Annotated in this window: 12 protein-coding genes; 8 read left to right on the forward strand and 4 right to left on the reverse strand. The window is 51.0% G+C overall.

Annotated elements, in window-relative coordinates; translation table 11 throughout:
• Nucleotides 1-168: 168 nt before the first annotated feature.
• The gene (ubiG, locus tag FQ015_RS06535) at nucleotides 169-891 is read right to left on the reverse strand and encodes a bifunctional 2-polyprenyl-6-hydroxyphenol methylase/3-demethylubiquinol 3-O-methyltransferase UbiG (RefSeq protein WP_160523869.1); all 723 of its coding nucleotides are present in this window, start codon (nucleotides 889-891) and stop codon (nucleotides 169-171) included.
• Nucleotides 892-1,037: 146 nt separating this feature from the next.
• On the opposite strand from ubiG, the gene gyrA reads away from it, so the two are divergent.
• The 6 genes from gyrA (at nucleotide 1,038) to FQ015_RS06565 (ending at nucleotide 13,089) form a co-directional block, all read left to right on the forward strand.
• The gene (gyrA, locus tag FQ015_RS06540; protein ID WP_001281242.1) at nucleotides 1,038-3,665 is read left to right on the forward strand and encodes a DNA topoisomerase (ATP-hydrolyzing) subunit A; all 2,628 of its coding nucleotides are present in this window, start codon (nucleotides 1,038-1,040) and stop codon (nucleotides 3,663-3,665) included.
• Nucleotides 3,666-3,811: 146 nt separating this feature from the next.
• The gene (locus FQ015_RS06545) at nucleotides 3,812-5,500 is read left to right on the forward strand and encodes a DUF2138 domain-containing protein (protein ID WP_160523862.1); all 1,689 of its coding nucleotides are present in this window, start codon (nucleotides 3,812-3,814) and stop codon (nucleotides 5,498-5,500) included.
• Nucleotides 5,497-6,120, forward strand: coding sequence for a DUF1175 domain-containing protein (locus tag FQ015_RS06550; RefSeq protein WP_001328405.1), 624 nt, complete (start codon nucleotides 5,497-5,499; stop codon nucleotides 6,118-6,120). The genes FQ015_RS06545 and FQ015_RS06550 overlap by 4 nt, the downstream gene beginning before the upstream one ends.
• Nucleotides 6,121-6,143: 23 nt before the next feature.
• A complete protein-coding gene (locus FQ015_RS06555; RefSeq protein ID WP_337191368.1) occupies nucleotides 6,144-10,658 on the forward strand; it encodes an alpha-2-macroglobulin family protein in 4,515 nt (1,504 codons plus the stop codon).
• A complete protein-coding gene (locus tag FQ015_RS06560) occupies nucleotides 10,659-12,308 on the forward strand; it encodes a DUF2300 domain-containing protein (RefSeq protein WP_160523863.1) in 1,650 nt (549 codons plus the stop codon).
• A 4-nt stretch (nucleotides 12,309-12,312) separates the two neighbouring features.
• Nucleotides 12,313-13,089 carry a YfaP family protein gene (locus FQ015_RS06565; protein WP_001225849.1) on the forward strand — a complete coding sequence of 259 codons (777 nt, stop codon included), beginning with the start codon at nucleotides 12,313-12,315 and terminating at the stop codon, nucleotides 13,087-13,089.
• A gap of 9 nt (nucleotides 13,090-13,098) precedes the next feature.
• Here FQ015_RS06565 and FQ015_RS24525 read toward each other — a convergent pair whose 3' ends face one another.
• On the reverse strand, nucleotides 13,099-13,224 hold the full coding sequence (locus tag FQ015_RS24525; protein ID WP_255233127.1) for a hypothetical protein: 126 nt from the start codon (nucleotides 13,222-13,224) through the stop codon (nucleotides 13,099-13,101).
• Nucleotides 13,225-13,363: 139 nt separating this feature from the next.
• On the opposite strand from FQ015_RS24525, the gene rcsC reads away from it, so the two are divergent.
• Entirely contained in the window at nucleotides 13,364-16,213 is a 2,850-nt protein-coding gene (rcsC, locus tag FQ015_RS06570; protein WP_032303395.1) for a two-component system sensor histidine kinase RcsC, read from the forward strand.
• A 198-nt stretch (nucleotides 16,214-16,411) separates the two neighbouring features.
• Here rcsC and rcsB read toward each other — a convergent pair whose 3' ends face one another.
• Both rcsB and rcsD read right to left on the reverse strand, forming a co-directional pair.
• Nucleotides 16,412-17,062 carry a response regulator transcription factor RcsB gene (rcsB, locus tag FQ015_RS06575; protein ID WP_001061917.1) on the reverse strand — a complete coding sequence of 217 codons (651 nt, stop codon included), beginning with the start codon at nucleotides 17,060-17,062 and terminating at the stop codon, nucleotides 16,412-16,414.
• 16 nt (nucleotides 17,063-17,078) lie between these two features.
• Entirely contained in the window at nucleotides 17,079-19,751 is a 2,673-nt protein-coding gene (rcsD, locus tag FQ015_RS06580) for a phosphotransferase RcsD (RefSeq protein ID WP_160523864.1), read from the reverse strand.
• A gap of 738 nt (nucleotides 19,752-20,489) precedes the next feature.
• Here rcsD and ompC point away from each other — a divergent pair.
• Nucleotides 20,490-21,593 carry a porin OmpC gene (gene ompC, locus FQ015_RS06585; protein WP_000865555.1) on the forward strand — a complete coding sequence of 368 codons (1,104 nt, stop codon included), beginning with the start codon at nucleotides 20,490-20,492 and terminating at the stop codon, nucleotides 21,591-21,593.
• The last annotated feature ends 42 nt before the right edge of the window (nucleotides 21,594-21,635 follow it).

Here is a 21,635-nt window from a genome sequence, read left to right on the forward strand (position 1 = left end):
GTGGCAGCAATATCAGCGACGATGCGGCTAAGCAGCGTGGCGTGGCAGAAAGGGAGTAATGATTTTGCCCAGACGGCAGGGTTTTTATCGATGACGATAAAATGGTAATTGCTGTCCGCCTGGTATTGTTACCGGATGCAGTGCGAGCACTTTATCCGGCCAACAACCTCACTTATTCTGCGTGTGCAGCATATAGTTCACATCGACGCCGGGGCCGAGCTTAAAAGTGTTAGTGATCGGGTTGTAATGCAGCCCGGTCATATGCCGTTCTTTAAGACTGGTCTGATCCACCCAGCCCAGCAATTCTGCCGGTTTAATAAACTTCTTCACATCATGCGTACCTTTAGGCACCATGCGTAAAATATATTCCGCACCAACCACCGCCATCAGCCATGACTTGCCGTTGCGGTTAAGCGTCGAGAAAAAGACATCGCCGCCCGGTTTCACCAGTTGCGCACAGGCTCTGACCACTGACTGCGGATCGGGAACGTGCTCCAGCATCTCCATGCAGGTCACCACATCATACTGCCCGGCATGTTTTGCGGCGTGCTCTTCCACGGTTTCCTGCACGTAATCCACCTGAATCCCGCTTTCGAGTGCGTGCAGCTTTGCCACCTGCAATGGCTCAAAGCCCATATCCAGACCGGTCACCGTCGCGCCTTCGCGCGCCATACTCTCGGCCAGAATGCCGCCGCCACAACCGACATCGAGCACCTTTTTGCCAAATAAACCGCCAGCACGCTCGGCAATATAGCCAAGACGCAGCGGGTTAATGCGGTGCAGCGGTTTGAACTCACCTTCCAGATCCCACCAGCGGGAGGCGACAGCTTCAAATTTAGCGATCTCTTCGTGGTCTACGTTAGGGTTTACCGGCGATTTTTCGGCATTCATTGGCACTTCTACTCCGTAATTGGCAAGACAAACGAGTATATCAGGCATTGGAGGTGAATAAAGCGTATAGGTTTACCTCAATCTGCGCGGCTGTGTTATAATTTGCGACCTTTGAATCCGGGATACAGTAGAGGGATAGCGGTTAGATGAGCGACCTTGCGAGAGAAATTACACCGGTCAACATTGAGGAAGAGCTGAAGAGCTCCTATCTGGATTATGCGATGTCGGTCATTGTTGGCCGTGCGCTGCCGGATGTCCGAGATGGCCTGAAGCCGGTACACCGTCGCGTACTTTACGCCATGAACGTACTAGGCAATGACTGGAACAAAGCCTATAAAAAATCTGCCCGTGTCGTTGGTGACGTAATCGGTAAATACCATCCCCATGGTGACTCGGCGGTTTATGACACGATCGTCCGTATGGCGCAGCCATTCTCGCTGCGTTACATGCTGGTAGACGGTCAGGGTAACTTCGGTTCCATCGACGGCGACTCTGCGGCGGCAATGCGTTATACGGAAATCCGTCTGGCGAAAATTGCCCATGAACTGATGGCCGATCTCGAAAAAGAGACGGTCGATTTCGTTGATAACTATGACGGCACGGAAAAAATTCCGGACGTCATGCCGACCAAAATTCCTAACCTGCTGGTGAACGGTTCTTCCGGTATCGCCGTAGGTATGGCAACCAACATCCCGCCACACAACCTGACGGAAGTCATCAACGGTTGTCTGGCGTATATCGATGATGAAGACATCAGCATTGAAGGGCTGATGGAACACATCCCGGGGCCGGACTTCCCGACGGCGGCAATCATTAACGGTCGTCGCGGTATCGAAGAAGCTTACCGTACCGGTCGCGGCAAGGTATATATCCGCGCCCGTGCGGAAGTGGAAGTTGACGCCAAAACCGGGCGTGAAACCATTATCGTCCACGAAATTCCGTATCAGGTGAACAAAGCGCGCCTGATCGAAAAAATTGCGGAACTGGTAAAAGAAAAACGCGTGGAAGGCATCAGCGCGCTGCGTGACGAGTCTGACAAAGACGGTATGCGCATCGTGATTGAAGTCAAACGCGATGCGGTCGGTGAAGTGGTGCTCAACAACCTCTACTCCCAGACCCAGTTGCAGGTTTCTTTCGGTATCAACATGGTGGCATTGCACCATGGTCAGCCGAAGATCATGAACCTGAAAGACATCATCGCTGCGTTTGTTCGTCACCGCCGTGAAGTGGTGACCCGTCGTACCATTTTCGAACTGCGTAAAGCTCGCGATCGTGCTCATATCCTTGAAGCATTAGCCGTGGCGCTGGCGAACATCGACCCGATCATAGAACTGATCCGTCATGCGCCGACGCCTGCAGAAGCGAAAACGGCGCTGGTTGCTAATCCGTGGCAGCTGGGCAACGTTGCCGCGATGCTGGAACGTGCGGGCGATGATGCTGCGCGTCCGGAATGGCTGGAGCCAGAGTTCGGCGTGCGTGACGGTCTGTACTACCTGACCGAACAGCAAGCTCAGGCAATTCTGGATCTGCGTCTGCAGAAACTGACCGGCCTTGAGCACGAAAAACTGCTCGATGAATACAAAGAGCTGCTGGATCAGATCGCGGAACTGTTGCGTATTCTTGGTAGCGCCGATCGTCTGATGGAAGTGATCCGCGAAGAGCTGGAGCTGGTTCGTGAACAGTTCGGTGACAAACGTCGTACTGAAATCACCGCCAACAGCGCAGACATCAACCTGGAAGATCTGATTACTCAGGAAGATGTGGTAGTGACGCTCTCTCACCAGGGCTACGTTAAGTACCAGCCGCTTTCTGAATACGAAGCGCAGCGTCGTGGCGGGAAAGGTAAATCTGCCGCACGTATTAAAGAAGAAGACTTTATCGACCGACTGCTGGTGGCGAACACCCACGACCATATTCTGTGCTTCTCCAGCCGTGGTCGCGTCTATTCGATGAAAGTCTACCAGTTACCGGAAGCCACTCGTGGTGCGCGTGGTCGTCCGATCGTCAACCTGCTGCCGCTGGAACAGGACGAACGTATCACCGCGATCTTGCCGGTGACTGAGTTTGAAGAAGGTGTGAAAGTCTTCATGGCGACCGCTAACGGGACCGTGAAGAAAACTGTCCTCACCGAGTTCAATCGTCTTCGTACCGCCGGTAAAGTGGCGATCAAACTGGTTGACGGCGATGAGCTGATCGGCGTTGACCTGACCAGCGGTGAAGACGAAGTAATGCTGTTCTCCGCCGAAGGTAAAGTGGTGCGCTTTAAAGAGTCTTCTGTCCGTGCGATGGGCTGCAACACCACCGGTGTTCGCGGTATTCGCTTAGGTGAAGGCGATAAAGTCGTCTCTCTGATCGTGCCTCGTGGCGATGGTGCAATCCTCACCGCAACGCAAAATGGTTACGGTAAACGTACTGCGGTAGCGGAATACCCGACTAAGTCGCGTGCGACGAAAGGGGTTATCTCCATCAAGGTTACCGAACGTAACGGTTTAGTGGTTGGCGCGGTGCAGGTAGATGACTGCGACCAGATCATGATGATCACCGATGCCGGTACGCTGGTACGTACTCGCGTTTCTGAAATCAGCATCGTGGGCCGTAACACCCAGGGCGTGATCCTTATCCGTACTGCGGAAGATGAAAACGTGGTGGGTCTGCAACGTGTTGCTGAACCGGTTGACGAGGAAGATCTGGATACCATCGACGGCAGTGCTGCGGAAGGGGACGATGAAATCGCTCCGGAAGTGGACGTTGACGACGAGCCAGAAGAAGAATAATTTCATCGCCTCATGCCAAAAGGGAGTTATCTCCCTTTTTTGAATTGAAGTCCAGGCTGCAAAGTCTGGGCTTTTGTCGTATTAGGGCGCGGTAAAGTTTTGCTGTACCCATAAAAAATGGCTGGCTTTACACAAGGAATGTGGCAATGGGTAGTGAAAAAAAGGCGAAAGGCTGGCGGTTCTATGGTCTTGTAGGTTTTGGCGCAATAGTACTGCTTTCCGCTGGTGTCTGGGCATTGCAATATGCTGGTAGTGGGCCAGAAAAAACGTTGTCGCCGCTGGTGGTACACAACAATCTGCAAATCGATCTCAATGAGCCGGATCTCTTTCTCGATAGCGACTCTCTAAGCCAGCTCCCCAAAGATCTTCTCACTATTCCTTTTCTTCACGATGTTCTAAGCGAAGATTTCGTTTTTTATTATCAGAACCATGCCGACCGTCTGGGCATTGAAGGCAGCATTCGCCGCATTGTCTACGAACACGATCTCACACTAAAAGATAAGCTCTTTTCGTCACTCTTAGATCAGCCCGCGCAGGCGGCGCTATGGCACGATAAACAAGGCCATCTTTCTCATTATATGGTGCTGATCCAGCGAAGTGGTTTAAGCAAGCTGCTGGAGCCATTGCTGTTTGCCGCTACCAGCGACAGCCAGTTAAGTAAAACGGAAATCAGTAGTATTAAGCTAAATAGTGAAACCATCCCGGTTTATCAGTTGCGCTATAACGGCAATAACGCCCTGATGTTCGCAACTTATCAGGACAAGATGCTGGTGTTTTCCAGCACGGACATGCTGTTTAAAGATGATCAGCAGGATACCGAAGCCACGGCGATCGCAAGTGATTTGTTGAGCGGTAAAAAACGCTGGCAAGCCAGCTTTGGCCTGGAAGAGCGTACTGCCGAAAAAACGCCAGTACGCCAGCGCATCGTGGTCAGTGCAAATTTGCTGGGTTTTGGCTACCAGCGATTAATGCCTTCTTTTGCTGGTGTGCGCTTCGAAATGAGCAACGACGGCTGGCACAGTTTTCTGGCGTTAAATGATGAATCCGCAAGCGTAGATGCCAGTTTCGATTTTACGCCGGTATGGAACAGTATGCCTGCAGGGGCCAGCTTCTGTGTGGCGGTGCCTTATTCACATGGTATTGCTGAAGAGATGCTTTCCCACATCAGCCAGGAAAACGACAAGCTCAACGGGGCGTTAGACGGTGCTGCGGGGCTGTGCTGGTATGAAGACTCAAAATTGCAAACTCCGCTGTTTGTCGGTCAGTTTGATGGTTCTGCCGAACAAGTGCAATTGCCAGGAAAACTGTTTACGCAAAATATTGGTGCGCACGAAAGCAAAGCGGCAGAAGGTATATTGCCAGTAACCCAGACGCAGCAGGGCGAAGCGCAAATCTGGCGTCGCGAAGTGAGTTCCCGATACGGCCAGTATCCGAAAGCACAGGCAGCGCAACCAGATCAATTAATGTCGGATTATTTTTTCCGCGTGTCGCTGGCGATGCAAAACAAGACGATGCTTTTCTCCCTCGATGACACGCTGGTCAATAACGCGTTGCAAACACTGAATAAAACCCGCCCGGCAATGGTGGATGTGATACCCACTGAAGGCATTGTTCCGGTCTATATCAATCCACAAGGCGTGGCGAAACTGCTGCGTAACGAAACGCTGACCAGTCTGCCGAAGAATCTCGAACCGGTTTTTTATAACGCCGCACAAACTTTATTAATGCCGAAGCTGGACGCTTTATCTCAACAACCGCGTTATGTCATGAAGCTGGCCCAGATGGAACCCGGTGCCGCCTGGCAGTGGCTACCCATTACCTGGCAGCCACTATGAGACACGGGCTGCTGGCGCTGATTTGCTGGCTGTGTTGTGTTGTTGCTCATAGCGAAATGCTGAATGTCGAACAATCGGGGCTGTTTCGCGCCTGGTTTGTGCGTATTGCACAGGAACAGCTCCGCCAGGGGCCAAGTCCGCGCTGGTATCAGCAGGATTGTGCTGGCCTGGTGCGATTTTCGGCGAACGAGGCGCTGAAAGTTCACGACAGCAAATGGCTAAAAAGTAACGGTATAGCAAGTCAGTATTTGCCGCCTGAAATGACGCTAACACCTGAACAGCGTCAACTGGCGCAAAACTGGAATCAGGGGAACGGAAAAACCGGCCCCTATGTGACCGCGATTAATTTGATTCAGTACAACAGCCAATTTATTGGCCAGGACATAAACCAGGCGTTGCCTGGCGATATGATTTTTTTCGATCAGGGCGATGCCCAGCACTTAATGGTCTGGATGGGGCGTTACGTCATCTACCACACCGGAAGCGCCACGAAAACTGACAACGGAATGCGCGCAGTCAGTCTGCAACAACTTATGACATGGAAGGACACCCGATGGATACCCAACGATTCCAATCCCAATTTCATTGGCATTTATCGTTTAAATTTTCTGGCGCGATAGCAGCGTGCTTGTGCCTGTCTCTTGTGGGAACAGGGCTTGCTAATGCTGATGATTCGCTTCCTTCCAGTAACTATGCGCCGCCCGCCGGGGGAACATTCTTTTTGCTCGCTGACAGCAGTTTTAGCAGCAGTGAAGAGGCGAAAGTGCGACTGGAAGCGCCGGGGCGTGATTATCGGCGTTACCAGATGGAAGAGTACGGCGGCGTGGACGTTCGCCTGTATCGTATTCCTGACCCGATGGCATTTTTGCGCCAGCAGAAAAACCTGCATCGCATTGTGGTGCAACCGCAATATCTGGGCGACGGGCTGAACAATACGCTAACCTGGCTGTGGGATAACTGGTATGGCAAATCTCGCCGTGTAATGCAGCGTACTTTCTCTTCTCAGTCACGGCAGAATGTGACTCAGGCGTTACCCGAATTACAGCTCGGTAATGCCATTGTTAAACCTTCCCGTTATGTACAGAACAGCCAGTTTTCACCGCTGAAAAAATATCCACTGGTGGAACAGTTCCGCTATCCACTATGGCAGGCAAAACCGGTCGAGCCGCAGCAAGGGGTAAAACTGGAAGGCGCATCCAGCAATTTCATCTCGCCGCAGTCGGGCAACATCTATATTCCTCTCGGCAAACAAGAGCCGGGACTGTATCTCGTCGAGGCGATGGTCGGTGGGTATCGGGCAACGACGGTGGTGTTTGTTTCCGATACCGTGGCGCTTAGCAAAGTGTCAGGCAACGAACTTCTGGTGTGGACTGCTGGCAAAAAACAGGGTGAAGCGAAGCCAGGCTCAGAGATCCTGTGGACTGACGGTCTTGGCGTGATGACTCGCGGTGTGACCGATGACAGCGGTACCTTGCAGTTACAACATATATCGCCGGAACGTTCATACATTCTGGGTAAAGATGCAGAAGGCGGCGTTTTTGTCTCCGAGAATTTTTTCTACGAAAGTGAAATCTACAATACCCGCTTGTATATCTTTACTGATCGCCCGCTATATCGCGCAGGCGATCGTGTCGATGTTAAAGTGATGGGCCGCGAGTTCCACGATCCGTTGCATTCATCCCCTATCGTCAGCGCACCGGCGAAACTTTCAGTGCTGGATGCTAATGGCAGCCTGTTGCAAACCGTCAATGTCACGCTGGATGCGCGTAATGGCGGGCAGGGGAGTTTCCGCCTGCCAGAAAATGCCGTTGCCGGAGGTTATGAATTACGTCTTGCTTACCGCAATCAGGTCTATAGCAGTAGTTTTCGCGTAGCCAACTATATCAAGCCACATTTTGAGATTGGTTTAGCTCTCGACAAAAAAGAGTTCAAAACAGGCGAAGCGGTTAGCGGCAAACTGCAACTGCTTTACCCGGATGGCGAGCCGGTAAAAGATGCCCGCGTGCAGTTAAGTTTGCGCGCCCAACAACTTTCGATGGTCGGTAACGATTTGCGCTATGCCGGGCGCTTCCCGGTGTCGCTGGAAGGCAGTGAAACAGTTTCCGACGAAAATGGTTATGTAGCGTTAAATCTCCCCGCCGCCGATAAACCAAGCCGTTATTTGTTAACTGTCTCCGCCAGTGACGGCGCGGCGTATCGTGTTACCACCACCAAAGAGATCCTCATTGAACGCGGTCTGGTGCATTACACTTTGAGCACCGCCGCACAATACAGCAATAGCGGTGAATCGGTTGTTTTCCGTTATGCTGCGCTGGAATCTTCAAAACAGGTTCCTGTTACGTATGAGTGGTTGCGTCTGGAAGACCGCACGAGCCACAGCGGAGATCTACCTTCTGGCGGCAAATCCTTTACCGTCAATTTCGATAAACCAGGCAATTACAACCTGACGTTACGCGATAAAGACGGCTTAATTCTCGCCGGGTTAAGCCATGCCGTCAGCGGTAAGGGCAGCACGGCGCATACTGGTACGGTAGATATCGTGGCAGATAAAACGCTGTACCAGCCAGGCGAAACCGCGAAGATGCTGATTACCTTCCCGGAGCCAATTGATGAAGCGTTATTGACGCTGGAACGCGATCGCGTTGAACAGCAGTCGCTGCTATCGCATCCGGCAAACTGGCTGACGTTACAACGTTTAAACGATACCCAGTATGAAGCCCGCGTACCGGTGAGCAATTCCTTTGCGCCTAACATCACTTTTTCGGTGCTGTATACCCGTAACGGTCAGTACAGTTTTCAGAACGCCGGGATCAAAGTTGCCGTTCCCCAGCTGGATATCCGGGTGAAAACGGACAAAACCCATTACCAGCCTGGTGAACTGGTCAATGTCGAATTAACCTCGTCGCTGAAAGGTAAACCTGTTTCTGCTCAGCTAACGGTTGGTGTGGTCGATGAAATGATCTACGCACTGCAACCGGAAATCGCGCCAAATATCGGCAAATTTTTCTATCCGCTGGGGCGTAACAATGTGCGTACCAGCTCCAGCCTGTCATTTATCAGCTACGACCAGGCGCTCTCCAGTGAACCTGTTGCGCCTGGCGCGACTAACCGCAGCGAGCGGCGAGTGAAAATGCTGGAACGTCCACGGCGTGAAGAGGTGGATACCGCTGCCTGGATGCCGTCACTCACAACCGATAAACAAGGCAAAGCGTATTTCACGTTCCTGATGCCTGATTCATTAACCCGCTGGCGCATCACCGCGCGTGGGATGAACGGCGATGGGCTGGTCGGGCAGGGGCGTGCTTATTTGCGTTCGGAAAAAAATCTCTACATGAAGTGGAGTATGCCAACGGTATATCGCATGGGTGACAAACCGGCGGCAGGACTGTTTATCTTCAGTCAGCAGGATAACGAACCGGTGGCGCTGGTGACTAAATTTTCAGGCGCGGAGGGGCGTCAGACGCTTACGTTGCATAAAGGGGCGAATTATATTTCGCTGACGCAGAATATTCAGCAATCTGGCTTGTTAAGTGCAGAACTGCAACAAAATGGGCAAGTGCAGGACAGTATTAGTACAAAACTGTCTTTTGTGGATAACAGCTGGCCCATTGAACAGCAGAAAAACGTCATGCTCGGCGGTGGCGATAACGCGCTGATGTTGCCCGAGCAGGCGAGCAATATCCGGTTGCAAAGTAGTGAAACGCCGCAGGAGATTTTCCGTAACAATCTTGATGCGTTAGTCGATGAACCGTGGGGTGGCGTGATCAACACCGGTAGCCGTCTGATCCCGCTCAGTCTCGCCTGGCGTTCACTTGCCGATCATCAAAGTGCCGCCGCTAACGACATTCGTCAGATGATTCAGGATAACCGTTTGCGGCTGATGCAACTGGCGGGGCCAGGAGCGCGCTTTACCTGGTGGGGTGAAGATGGCAATGGCGACGCATTCCTCACGGCATGGGCATGGTACGCCGACTGGCAGGCCAGCCAGGCGCTCGGCGTAACGCAACAACCGGAATACTGGCAGCATATGCTCGACAGCTACGCGGAGCAGGCGGATAACATGCCGTTATTGCATCGGGCGCTGGTGCTGGCGTGGGCGCAGGAGATGAATCTGCCGTGCAAAACGTTGTTGAAAGGGTTGGATGAAGCTATCGCCCGGCGCGGAACTAAAACTAAAGATTTCTCTGAGGCAGACACCAGCGATATCAATGACAGCCTGATCCTCGATACACCTGAATCTCCACTGGCAGATGCGGTGGCAAACGTCTTAACCATGACGTTGCTGAAAAAAGCGCAGTTGAAGTCCACTGTGATGCCACAGGTTCAGCAATATGCGTGGGATAAAGCGGCAAACAGCAATCAGCCGCTGGCGCACACGGTTGTGCTGCTCAATAGCGGTGGCGACGCCACCCAGGCTGCCGCTATTTTAAGTGGTTTAACCGCTGAGCAATCCACCATTGAGCGCGCGCTGGCAATGAACTGGCTGGCGAAATATATGGCGACGATGCCTCCGGTTACGTTACCTGCTCCTGCGGGCGCATGGGCCAAACATAAGTTAACCGGAGGGGGTGAATACTGGCGTTGGGTTGGTCAGGGCGTGCCGGACATTCTCTCTTTTGGTGACGAATTACCGCCGCAAAACGTGCAGGTTCGCTGGCGTGAACCGGCAAAAACGGCTCAACAAAGTAACATTCCGGTGACTGTTGAACGACAGTTGTATCGGCTTATCCCGGGTGAAGAGGATATGAACTTTACCTTACAGCCTGTCAACAGCAATGAGATTGACAGCGATGCGCTGTATCTCGATGAAATCACACTTACCAGCGAGCAAGATGCTGCTCTGCGCTACGGCCAGGTAGAAGTACCGCTGCCGCCGGGAGCCGATGTTGAGCGTACAACCTGGGGCATTTCGGTCAATAAACCGAACGCCGGAAAACAGCAAGGACAACTGCTGGAAAAAGCGCGCAATGAAATGGGCGAACTAGCCTATATGGTGCCGGTAAAAGAACTGACGGGAACGGTCACCTTCCGCCATTTGCTGCGTTTCTCGCAAAAAGGGCAATTCGTTCTGCCGCCTGCCCGTTATGTGCGTTCCTATGCACCTGCACAGCAAAGTGTTGCAGCAGGGAGCGAATGGACCGGGATGCAGGTGAAATAAGTGAACTGGCACAGAATCGTCTGGCTATTGGCGTTGGTTACTCTGCCAACGCTGGCGGAGGAAACGCCGTTACAACTGGCGCTGCGGGGCGCGCAACACGATCAACTGTATCAGCTGTCGTCATCAGGCGTGACCAAAGTCTCGGCATTACCTGACACGCTCACCACGCCATTAGGGAGTTTGTGGAAACTGTATGTTTACGCCTGGCTGGAGGATACCCATCAACCAGAGCAGCCCTACCAGTGTCGCGGAAACTCCCCGGAAGAGGTTTATTGTTGTCAGGCTGGGGAGAGCATAACGCGCGATACCGCGCTGGTACGCTCATGTGGACTCTATTTTGCGCCGCAACGGTTGCATATTGGTGCAGATGTTTGGGGGCAATACTGGCAACAGCGTCAGGCACCTGCGTGGTTAGCGTCTCTTCCGACGCTGAAGCCAGAAACCTCGGTAACGGTTAAATCGCTGCTTGATTCATTAGCGACGTTACCCGCGCAAAACAAAGCTCAGGAAATCTTACTGGATGTGGTGCTGGACGAGGCGAAAATCGGTGTCGCATCCATGCTCGGTAGTCGGGTAAGGGTGAAAACCTGGAGCTGGTTTGCCGATGATGAGCAGGAAATCCGGCAGGGTGGTTTTGCCGGCTGGTTAACCGATGGTACACCGCTGTGGGTTACTGGCAGTGGCACCAGCAAAACGGTACTGACCCGTTATGCGACGGTGCTTAATCGGGTATTGCCAGTGCCGACGCAAGTTGCCAGTGGGCAATGTGTAGAGGTGGAGCTGTTTGCCCGTTATCCGCTGAAGAAAATCACGGCGGAAAAGAGTACGACAGCAGTAAAACCCGGCGTACTTAATGGGCGCTATCGTGTGACGTTTGCCAATGGTAACCACATTACGTTTGTCAGCCACGGTGAGACGACCTTACTGACAGAAAAGGGCAAACTGAAATTGCAGTCGCATCTTGATCGTGAAGAGTACGTTGCCAGAGTACTGGACCGCGAGGCGAAAAGTACGCCCCCTGAGGCAGCGAAAGCTATGACCGTGGCGATTCGCACTTTCTTACAGCAAAACGCCAATCGGGAAGGCGATTGCCTGACCATCCCCGACAGCAGTGCCACGCAGCGTGTTTCTGCTTCGCCAGCTACCACGGGGGCGCGAATGATGACCGCCTGGACGCAGGATCTCATCTATGCGGGCGACCCGGTCCATTATCACGGCAGTCGCGCTACCGAAGGGACACTCTCCTGGCGGCAAGCCACCGCCCAGGCGGGGCAGGGAGAGCGTTACGATCAGATACTCGCGTTTGCTTATCCCGACAATAGCCTTAGCCGCTGGGGAGCGCCGCGCTCAACCTGCCAGTTATTACCCAAAGCGAAAGCCTGGCTGGCGAAAAAAATGCCGCAGTGGCGGCGTATGTTACAAGGCGAGACGGGGTACAACGAACCAGACGTGTTTGCGGTCTGCCGTTTAGTCTCAGGTTTCCCCTATACCGATCGGCAGCAGAAACGGCTGTTTATTCGTAACTTCTTTACGCTTCAGGATCGGCTTGATTTAACCCATGAGTATCTGCACCTGGCCTTTGATGGTTATCCCACCGGGCTTGATGAGAACTATATCGAAACGCTGACCCGACAATTATTAATGGACTAATGCTATGCGAAAGATTTTTCTTCCGTTGTTACTGGTGGCGCTTTCGCCTGTTGCTCACAGTGAAGGTGTACAGGAAGTCGAGATTGATGCACCGCTCTCTGGCTGGCATCCGGCAGAGGGTGAAGATGCCAGTTTTTCACAATCGATCAATTACCCGGCGTCGTCCGTCAACATGGCAGATGATCAAAATATCTCAGCGCAGATCCGCGGCAAAATAAAGAATTATGCGGCGGCGGGTAAAGTTCAGCAGGGCCGGTTGGTGGTCAACGGTGCCAGTATGCCGCAGAGAATTGAATCCGATGGTTCATTTGCACGCCCTTATATTTTCACAGAAGGCAGCAACAGCGTGCAGGTCATCAGCCCAGATGGGCAAAGCCGACAAAAAATGCAGTTTTACTCAACGCCGGGCGCTGGAGTGATCCGCGCGCGTTTACGGCTGGTTCTCTCCTGGGATACGGACAATACCGACCTCGATCTTCATGTTGTCACGCCGGATGGTGAACACGCCTGGTACGGTAACACGGTGCTGAAAAACAGTGGTGCACTGGATATGGATGTCACGACGGGGTACGGACCCGAGATTTTCGCCATGCCAGCGCCAGTTCACGGCCGTTATCAGGTGTATATCAACTACTATGGCGGACGCAGCGAAACGGAATTGACGACCGCCCAACTGACGTTGATCACCGATGAAGGATCGGTTAATGAGAAACAGGAAACATTTATTGTACCGATGCGTAATGCTGGCGAACTGACGCTGGTGAAAAGTTTTGACTGGTGAGCCATCCTTTCACACAACCTGGCTCTCTCTTTTTTCAGATAAGACTGCTGGGCGATCTGCCGACGCCAGGATATAACCATTAACAAGCGTCGGCAGATTGGTCATTTCTTGTTGTTCGTACTGAAAACTGTCCATTTACTCCGGCTTTCCTGATTAAGGCAATGGTTTCTAAGCGATACGCATTATTGCAATGGTGACAGAACATTGCGGTAACACGCTTTTACCGCTACCTTAACCACACTCCATCGGTCACCTGAGGCGGAGCTTCGCCCCTTTGAAATACCTTGCTTCTTTTCGTACAACCCTGAAAGCCTCGCGCTACATGTTCAGAGCATTGGCGTTAGTGCTCTGGCTGTTGATTGCTTTTTCATCCGTTTTTTACATCGTTAATGCGTTGCATCAGCGAGAATCGGAAATTCGTCAGGAATTTAATCTGAGTTCCGATCAGGCTCAGCGCTTTATTCAACGCACCTCTGATGTGATGAAAGAGCTGAAGTACATAGCTGAAAATCGCTTATCGGCAGAAAACGGTGTGCTTTCGCCGCGTGGACGAGAAACGCAGGCAGATGTGCCTGTGTTTGAACCACTGTTTGCCGACTCCGATTGTTCCGCAATGAGTAACACCTGGCGAGGTTCTCTGGAGTCATTGGCGTGGTTTATGCGCTACTGGCGCGATAATTTCTCTGCGGCTTACGATCTCAACCGGGTATTTTTAATCGGCAGCGATAACCTCTGCATGGCCAATTTCGGTCTACGTGATATGCCAGTGGAACGCGATACCGCATTGAAAGCTTTGCATGAACGCATCAATAAATATCGAAATGCACCACAAGATGATAGCGGCAGTAACCTCTACTGGATCAGCGAAGGTCCGCGCCCTGGCGTCGGGTATTTTTACGCCTTGACGCCAGTTTATCTGGCGAACCGGTTGCAGGCGCTTTTGGGTGTCGAGCAGACCATCCGGATGGAGAACTTTTTCTTACCTGGTACGTTGCCGATGGGGGTTACCATTCTTGATGAAAATGGTCATACCCTGATTTCGCTTACCGGACCGGAAAGCAAGATTAAGAGCGATCCTCGCTGGATGCAGGAACGTTCCTGGTTTGGCTATACGGAAGGGTTCCGGGAACTGGTGCTGAAGAAAAACCTGCCACCTTCATCGTTAAGCATCGTCTATTCGGTGCCGGTTGATAAGGTGCTGGAGCGCATTCGCATGTTGATCCTTAACGCGATTTTACTGAATGTGCTTGCCGGAGCCGCGTTGTTTACTCTCGCACGGATGTACGAGCGACGTATTTTCATTCCGGCGGAAAGCGATGCCCTGCGACTGGAAGAACATGAGCAGTTTAATCGCAAGATTGTCGCCTCCGCGCCAGTGGGTATCTGTATTTTGCGTACCGCTGATGGCGTCAATATTTTAAGTAACGAACTGGCGCATACCTATCTCAATATGCTTACGCATGAGGATCGCCAACGACTGACGCAAATTATCTGTGGTCAGCAGGTCAATTTTGTTGATGTCCTGACCAGCAACAATACCAATCTGCAAATCAGCTTCGTCCATTCGCGCTATCGTAATGAAAACGTGGCTATTTGTGTGCTGGTGGATGTTTCTTCGCGCGTGAAGATGGAAGAGTCGTTGCAGGAGATGGCACAAGCAGCGGAACAGGCGAGTCAGTCAAAATCGATGTTCCTTGCCACCGTCAGTCATGAGCTGCGAACGCCGTTGTATGGCATTATCGGTAACCTGGATCTGTTGCAGACCAAAGAGCTGCCAAAAGGCGTCGATCGTCTGGTGACGGCAATGAACAACTCTTCCAGCCTGTTGTTGAAAATTATCAGCGATATTCTCGATTTCTCGAAGATTGAATCGGAACAGTTGAAGATCGAACCGCGTGAGTTTTCACCGCGTGAAGTGATGAACCACATCACCGCCAACTATTTACCGCTGGTGGTACGCAAGCAGCTAGGCTTGTACTGCTTTATTGAACCGGATGTGCCAGTGGCCTTAAATGGCGACCCAATGCGTTTACAGCAGGTCATCTCCAACCTGTTGAGTAACGCCATAAAATTCACCGATACCGGCTGTATAGTTCTGCATGTTCGCGCTGATGGCGATTATCTCTCTATCCGCGTTCGCGATACCGGCGTAGGGATTCCGGCGAAAGAAGTGGTGCGCTTGTTTGATCCCTTCTTCCAGGTCGGCACGGGCGTACAGCGTAACTTCCAGGGGACTGGTCTGGGTCTGGCGATTTGTGAAAAACTGATCAGCATGATGGACGGCGACATCTCGGTAGATTCAGAACCGGGAATGGGCAGCCAGTTTACTGTGCGTATTCCGTTGTATGGCGCTCAGTACCCGCAGAAAAAAGGCGTGGAAGGGTTGAGTGGTAAACGCTGCTGGCTGGCGGTCCGCAATGCGTCGCTCTGTCAGTTCCTGGAAACCAGTTTGCAGCGCAGCGGCATAGTCGTTACAACATACGAAGGGCAGGAACCGACTCCCGAAGATGTGTTAATCACTGACGAGGTAGTGAGCAAAAAATGGCAGGGTAGAGCGGTAGTGACCTTCTGTCGTCGCCATATTGGTATTCCGCTGGAGAAAGCGCCAGGGGAGTGGGTACACAGTGTGGCTGCACCGCATGAGCTACCGGCATTGTTGGCGCGTATTTATTTGATCGAGATGGAGAGCGATGATCCTGCTAACGCTCTGCCGTCGACGGACAAAGCGGTCAGCGATAACGACGATATGATGATTCTGGTCGTGGATGATCATCCGATTAACCGGCGTCTGCTTGCAGATCAGTTGGGATCGTTGGGCTATCAATGTAAAACAGCGAATGATGGCGTCGATGCGCTTAATGTACTTAGCAAGAATCATATTGATATCGTGCTTAGCGACGTCAACATGCCAAATATGGATGGTTACCGCTTGACGCAACGCATTCGTCAGTTGGGACTGACGTTGCCGGTAATCGGAGTAACTGCTAATGCATTGGCTGAAGAGAAGCAGCGGTGTCTGGAGTCCGGTATGGACAGCTGCCTGTCGAAGCCGGTAACGCTGGATGTTATAAAACAGACGCTGACGGTATATGCCGAGAGGGTCCGGAAATCGCGGGAATCGTAGGCTTATAAGACATTTACGCCGCATCTGGCATTCAGTGCAAATGCCAGATGCGACGATGGTGCGTCTTATCTGGCCTACTTTGTTGTAATCCATTGAAATAATGGGAATCGTAGGCCGGATAAGGCGTTTACGCCGCATCCGGCATTCAGTGCAAATGCCAGATGCGACGCTGACGCGTCTTATCTGGCCTACAGATGATTAGTCTTTATCTGCCGGACTTAAGGTCACAGAAGAGAGATAATTCAGCAGAGCGATATCGTTCTCGACACCCAGCTTCATCATCGCAGATTTCTTCTGGCTACTGATGGTTTTGATACTGCGGTTCAGCTTTTTAGCGATCTCGGTCACCAGGAAACCTTCCGCAAACAGGCGCAGAACTTCACTCTCTTTTGGCGAGAGACGCTTGTCACCATAACCGCCAGCACTGATTTTTTCTAACAGGCGAGAAACGCTTTCCGGGGTAAATTTCTTCCCTTTCTGCAGCGCGGCGAGAGCTTTCGGCAGATCGGTCGGTGCACCTTGTTTCAGCACGATCCCTTCGATATCCAGATCCAATACCGCACTAAGAATCGCCGGGTTGTTGTTCATGGTCAGAACGATGATCGACAGGCTTGGGAAATGGCGCTTGATGTACTTGATTAAGGTAATTCCATCGCCGTACTTATCGCCAGGCATGGAGAGATCGGTAATCAACACATGCGCATCCAGTTTCGGCAGGTTGTTGATCAGTGCTGTAGAGTCTTCAAATTCGCCGACAACATTCACCCACTCAATTTGCTCAAGTGATTTGCGAATACCGAACAAGACTATCGGATGGTCATCGGCAATAATTACGTTCATATTGTTCATGTAATAGGCTACCTTGCTACAGCAAGCTCTTGACATAACTGTCAATGTCGCTGATGTATTTTTCTATTCCTGGAACATCCTTCTCACGAATCAGATGTTCCAGCGTTTCACATAACTGCTTGCCGGGTACCAGATTTAGCATGGCAAATACGCCTTTAAGACGATGAGCCGTTTGGGCTAACGCAGCAAAGTCACTGGTTGCTGCTTCAGTATACAGCCTCTTAACATCATCCGGTACTGTGTCTACAAAGAGCGCATAATAGCCGCTGGCATGGAGTTGCGCATTTTCATCTCCGCCCAGAGGCGATTCTGTCACCTCTTCCTGCGCCAGTTGCACTTCAATTAATTGTAAGACCGCTTCCTGCATAGCGTTGCTCATATTGAAGTTGACGCACAATTGACCAGGCCCAATTTCCCGTACGCCAGACTCATCATCGCTTAAAAGCAAGCCAGAGGCAGTAAGATTAGACGGATTATCCGTTAAAAAGATATCATAATCTTGACTAATTAATCTTTCATCGGGTGTGATACAGGTTGCACCCCAATTTTCTAACTGGCGAGTGACAATATTCCGAATTTCTGCCGAAGTAACATCCACCATTATGCAGACATCATCCAGTAATCGTTCTTCTTCCTCTTCAACTTCCGGGTCAGCTGCGAGCATTTTGATATGCACAGAGTAGCGTGTACCAAGCCCATCCCGCGTTTTGATGTTTAAATGACCGCCCAGTTTACGTGCCAGTTGATCGCTCAGCCAGAATGCCAGCGGGTCCGCCTTGCCATAGCGATCGTTTTGGGTCTGGTTGATGAACGGGAAGTGCAAATTATCCATTTCATGAATGCTTACGCCTTCTCCGGTGTCCAGAATGCGGAACGTCAGGCGGTCTTCGGAGGACTCATCCTGATCAACCTCAAGGGTGATTTTTCCCAATTGCGTTGAGGTCACGGCATATTGCATCAGTAGTAGCAAAATACGTCGTAAGGCATCGCGATCGCCGCGGCGCATATCGTGTGCTTTCAGATGATTGTTAATCAGCAGTTGCAGACCTTTACGCTTGATGGCAGGCAATACTGAAGGCACAACTTCATCAATCAAATCCTGCACGGAAAACAGCACCGTCTCGCTTTTCCAGCTATCGTCCGCAAGCATGTTCGCTAACTGTATTTCATCGATCAGACGCACCAGTACATCTGCCTGATTCGCCAGTTGTTTGCTTTCCGGGGCGTTGAGTTTAGCTGCACTCTCCGCCAGGGACTGTGCGGGTTCTTTCAGCGCATCACCAATGTTTTTCATAAAGGCCATCCGTCCTTGCTGGTTTTTCTCATACAGACGCTGCGCCTGCTTGAGTTTCTTGTTTACCAGCACTTCGCGATCCTGATCGCGAATAATGAAAATTTGTGTGCGCGGCGCAACCTGGCTGCGGAACATGCGGATCTCATACAGCTCGTTATTGATCGTCGCCTGAATAATCCCCTGATGCTGTTCCGCCATGGTGGTGATGTTTTGCAGATTCAAATGCGGCAGCAAATGATCGGCAATTTTGTTACTTATGACTGTGCGGTTCGATTCCTGATCGTGAACCAGCAGGCCGAGCGGCAGCAGTGAGACTATCTCTTCATTAATTGCCCGTAAAATGCGCAATTCGTTATTGACCGCCGTGCTGGGGACGCTTTCTGTACTGCGGCTGGAGAAATGGCGGAATGTGGTATAGCCAAATAACGCCAGCGCCAGCAAACCGATGTTCAGCAGCAGTGGCAGCAGAATGTTTTGCAACGTATCCAGCAATAAGGTGCCATAAGGAACCTGCCAGACCAGGCGCATATCGGTAGAGTTGAGTGCCGAGGAGATTTCAATCTTCGTACTGTTAAAGTGGATACTGACGCTATCCGTCCCTTCTTTCTCATTTTCATTGTTTCCCGTTGCCGTCGCGTCTGGCTCAAGGCGGAAACTGTCTAGCGGCATACCCGGTGGGATCAAATCATTAATCGGCAGATCAAAAGCAACGACCGTTGCCAGATGTCCCGGCTGGTTGAACGTGGTACGCAAGGTAAAGTAATGACCGTTCTGCCAGGCCAGGCGGCGCAGGTTAGAAAAACTTTCGCGTTCATCGAGCGCGTTAGCCTGTTGCAACATCTCTGCGCGACGTGAATCAACAATGTCGCTGACGGTCGATTCTTTAAATCCGGAGGTGAGATCTTTGAGGGGCAGGGTCGAGATCAGTACCAGACTGTTATCCTGACCATTCAGGTAATACATCGACCACGGTACATTTTCTGCGCCCCACAATGTGTCCAGATAGGTGGACATCCGTTGAGTCATCTCAAGCGTTGAGTTGTCGTGAGAGCCAAAGATTAAGGCTTCCGTTTTGCGGCGCGGTTTTTCCAGATAGTAGACATCCTGTTTTAGGCGCGTCTCTTGTAAACCTTCGCCGGAGGAGGGGGAGGTCGTCGCGGCAATGTTGTCGTAGATCTGCCAGGTCACATAACGCCAGGTATCGACGCGCTTTTGGATAGCGTGGGTAATGTCGACAATCTGGTAACTTTTATCTTTCAGCCAGGCGTTAACGGCGCTTTGTACCATTACACCCATCGTCACCAGTAACACAATGATCAACAGTAAAAAGAAGCGGGTAATGCTCCCCGGTAGGAGTGAAAAGCGGGTCGTGGCCGTTGTCTCTTTCTGACGCATTCGTGTTTATGACCTGTTAAAACTTCGCGAAGTGATAGGGCAGTATAAAGGGTACAGTGTGAAATTCCAGACTCTTACCTGATTGATGATTTTCTATTCTCCCGTGATATTTATCATCCTGCATTGGGGGAAATAGATGTACAAGCGCCATTTTGCTGTACAAATAACCGACAAAAAGCCCAACGAAATTAATTGCAAATAAACGAAGATTGCTGGAAATTATGCTGATGTTAATTATTTGTGAAATAGTTAACAAGCGTTATAGTTTTTCTGTGGTAGCACAGAATAATGAAAATTGTGTAAAGAAGGGTAAAAAAAACCGGATGCGAGGCATCCGGTTGAAATAGGGGTAAACAGACATTCAGAAATGAATGACGGTAATAAATAAAGTTAATGATGATAGCGGGAGATATTCTAGTTGCGAGTGAAGGTTTTGTTTTGACATTCAGTGCTGTCAAATACTTAAGAATAAGTTATTGATTTTAACCTTGAATTATTATTGCTTGATGTTAGGTGCTTATTTCGCCATTCCGCAATAATCTTAAAAAGTTCCCTTGTATTTACATTTTGAAACATCTATAGCGATAAATGAAACATCTTAAAAGTTTTAGTATCATATTCGTGTTGGATTATTCTGCATTTTTGGGGAGAATGGACTTGCCGACTGATTAATGAGGGTTAATCAGTATGCAGTGGCATAAAAAAGCAAATAAAGGCATATAACAGAGGGTTAATAACATGAAAGTTAAAGTACTGTCCCTCCTGGTCCCAGCTCTGCTGGTAGCAGGCGCAGCAAACGCTGCTGAAGTTTACAACAAAGACGGCAACAAATTAGATCTGTACGGTAAAGTAGACGGCCTGCACTATTTCTCTGACGACAAGTCTGTAGATGGCGACCAGACCTACATGCGTCTTGGCTTCAAAGGTGAAACTCAGGTTACTGACCAGCTGACCGGTTACGGTCAGTGGGAATATCAGATCCAGGGCAACAGCGCTGAAAACGAAAACAACTCCTGGACCCGTGTGGCATTCGCAGGTCTGAAATTCCAGGATGTAGGTTCTTTCGACTACGGTCGTAACTACGGCGTAGTTTACGACGTAACTTCCTGGACCGACGTACTGCCAGAATTCGGTGGCGACACTTACGGTTCTGACAACTTCATGCAGCAGCGTGGTAACGGCTTCGCGACCTACCGTAACACTGACTTCTTCGGTCTGGTTGACGGCCTGAACTTTGCTGTTCAGTACCAGGGTAAAAATGGTAGCGTAAGCGGCGAAGGCATGACCAACAATGGTCGTGAAGCACTGCGTCAGAACGGCGACGGCGTTGGCGGTTCTATCACTTATGATTACGAAGGCTTCGGTATCGGTGGTGCGATCTCCAGCTCCAAACGTACTGACGATCAGAACAGCCCGCTGTACATCGGTAACGGCGACCGTGCTGAAACCTACACTGGTGGTCTGAAATACGACGCTAACAACATCTACCTGGCTGCTCAGTACACCCAGACCTACAACGCAACTCGCGTAGGTTCCCTGGGTTGGGCGAACAAAGCACAGAACTTCGAAGCTGTTGCTCAGTACCAGTTCGACTTCGGTCTGCGTCCGTCCCTGGCTTACCTGCAGTCTAAAGGTAAAAACCTGGGTGTCATCAATGGTCGTAACTACGACGACGAAGATATCCTGAAATATGTTGATGTTGGTGCTACTTACTACTTCAACAAAAACATGTCCACCTATGTTGACTACAAAATCAACCTGCTGGACGACAACCAGTTCACTCGTGACGCTGGCATCAATACTGATAACATCGTAGCTCTGGGTCTGGTTTACCAGTTCTAATCTCGATTGATATCGAACAAAGGGCCTGCGGGCCCTTTTTTC

This window comes from Escherichia sp. HH26CH (assembly GCF_009820205.1).
In the GTDB taxonomy this organism is placed as follows: domain Bacteria; phylum Pseudomonadota; class Gammaproteobacteria; order Enterobacterales; family Enterobacteriaceae; genus Escherichia; species Escherichia coli_F.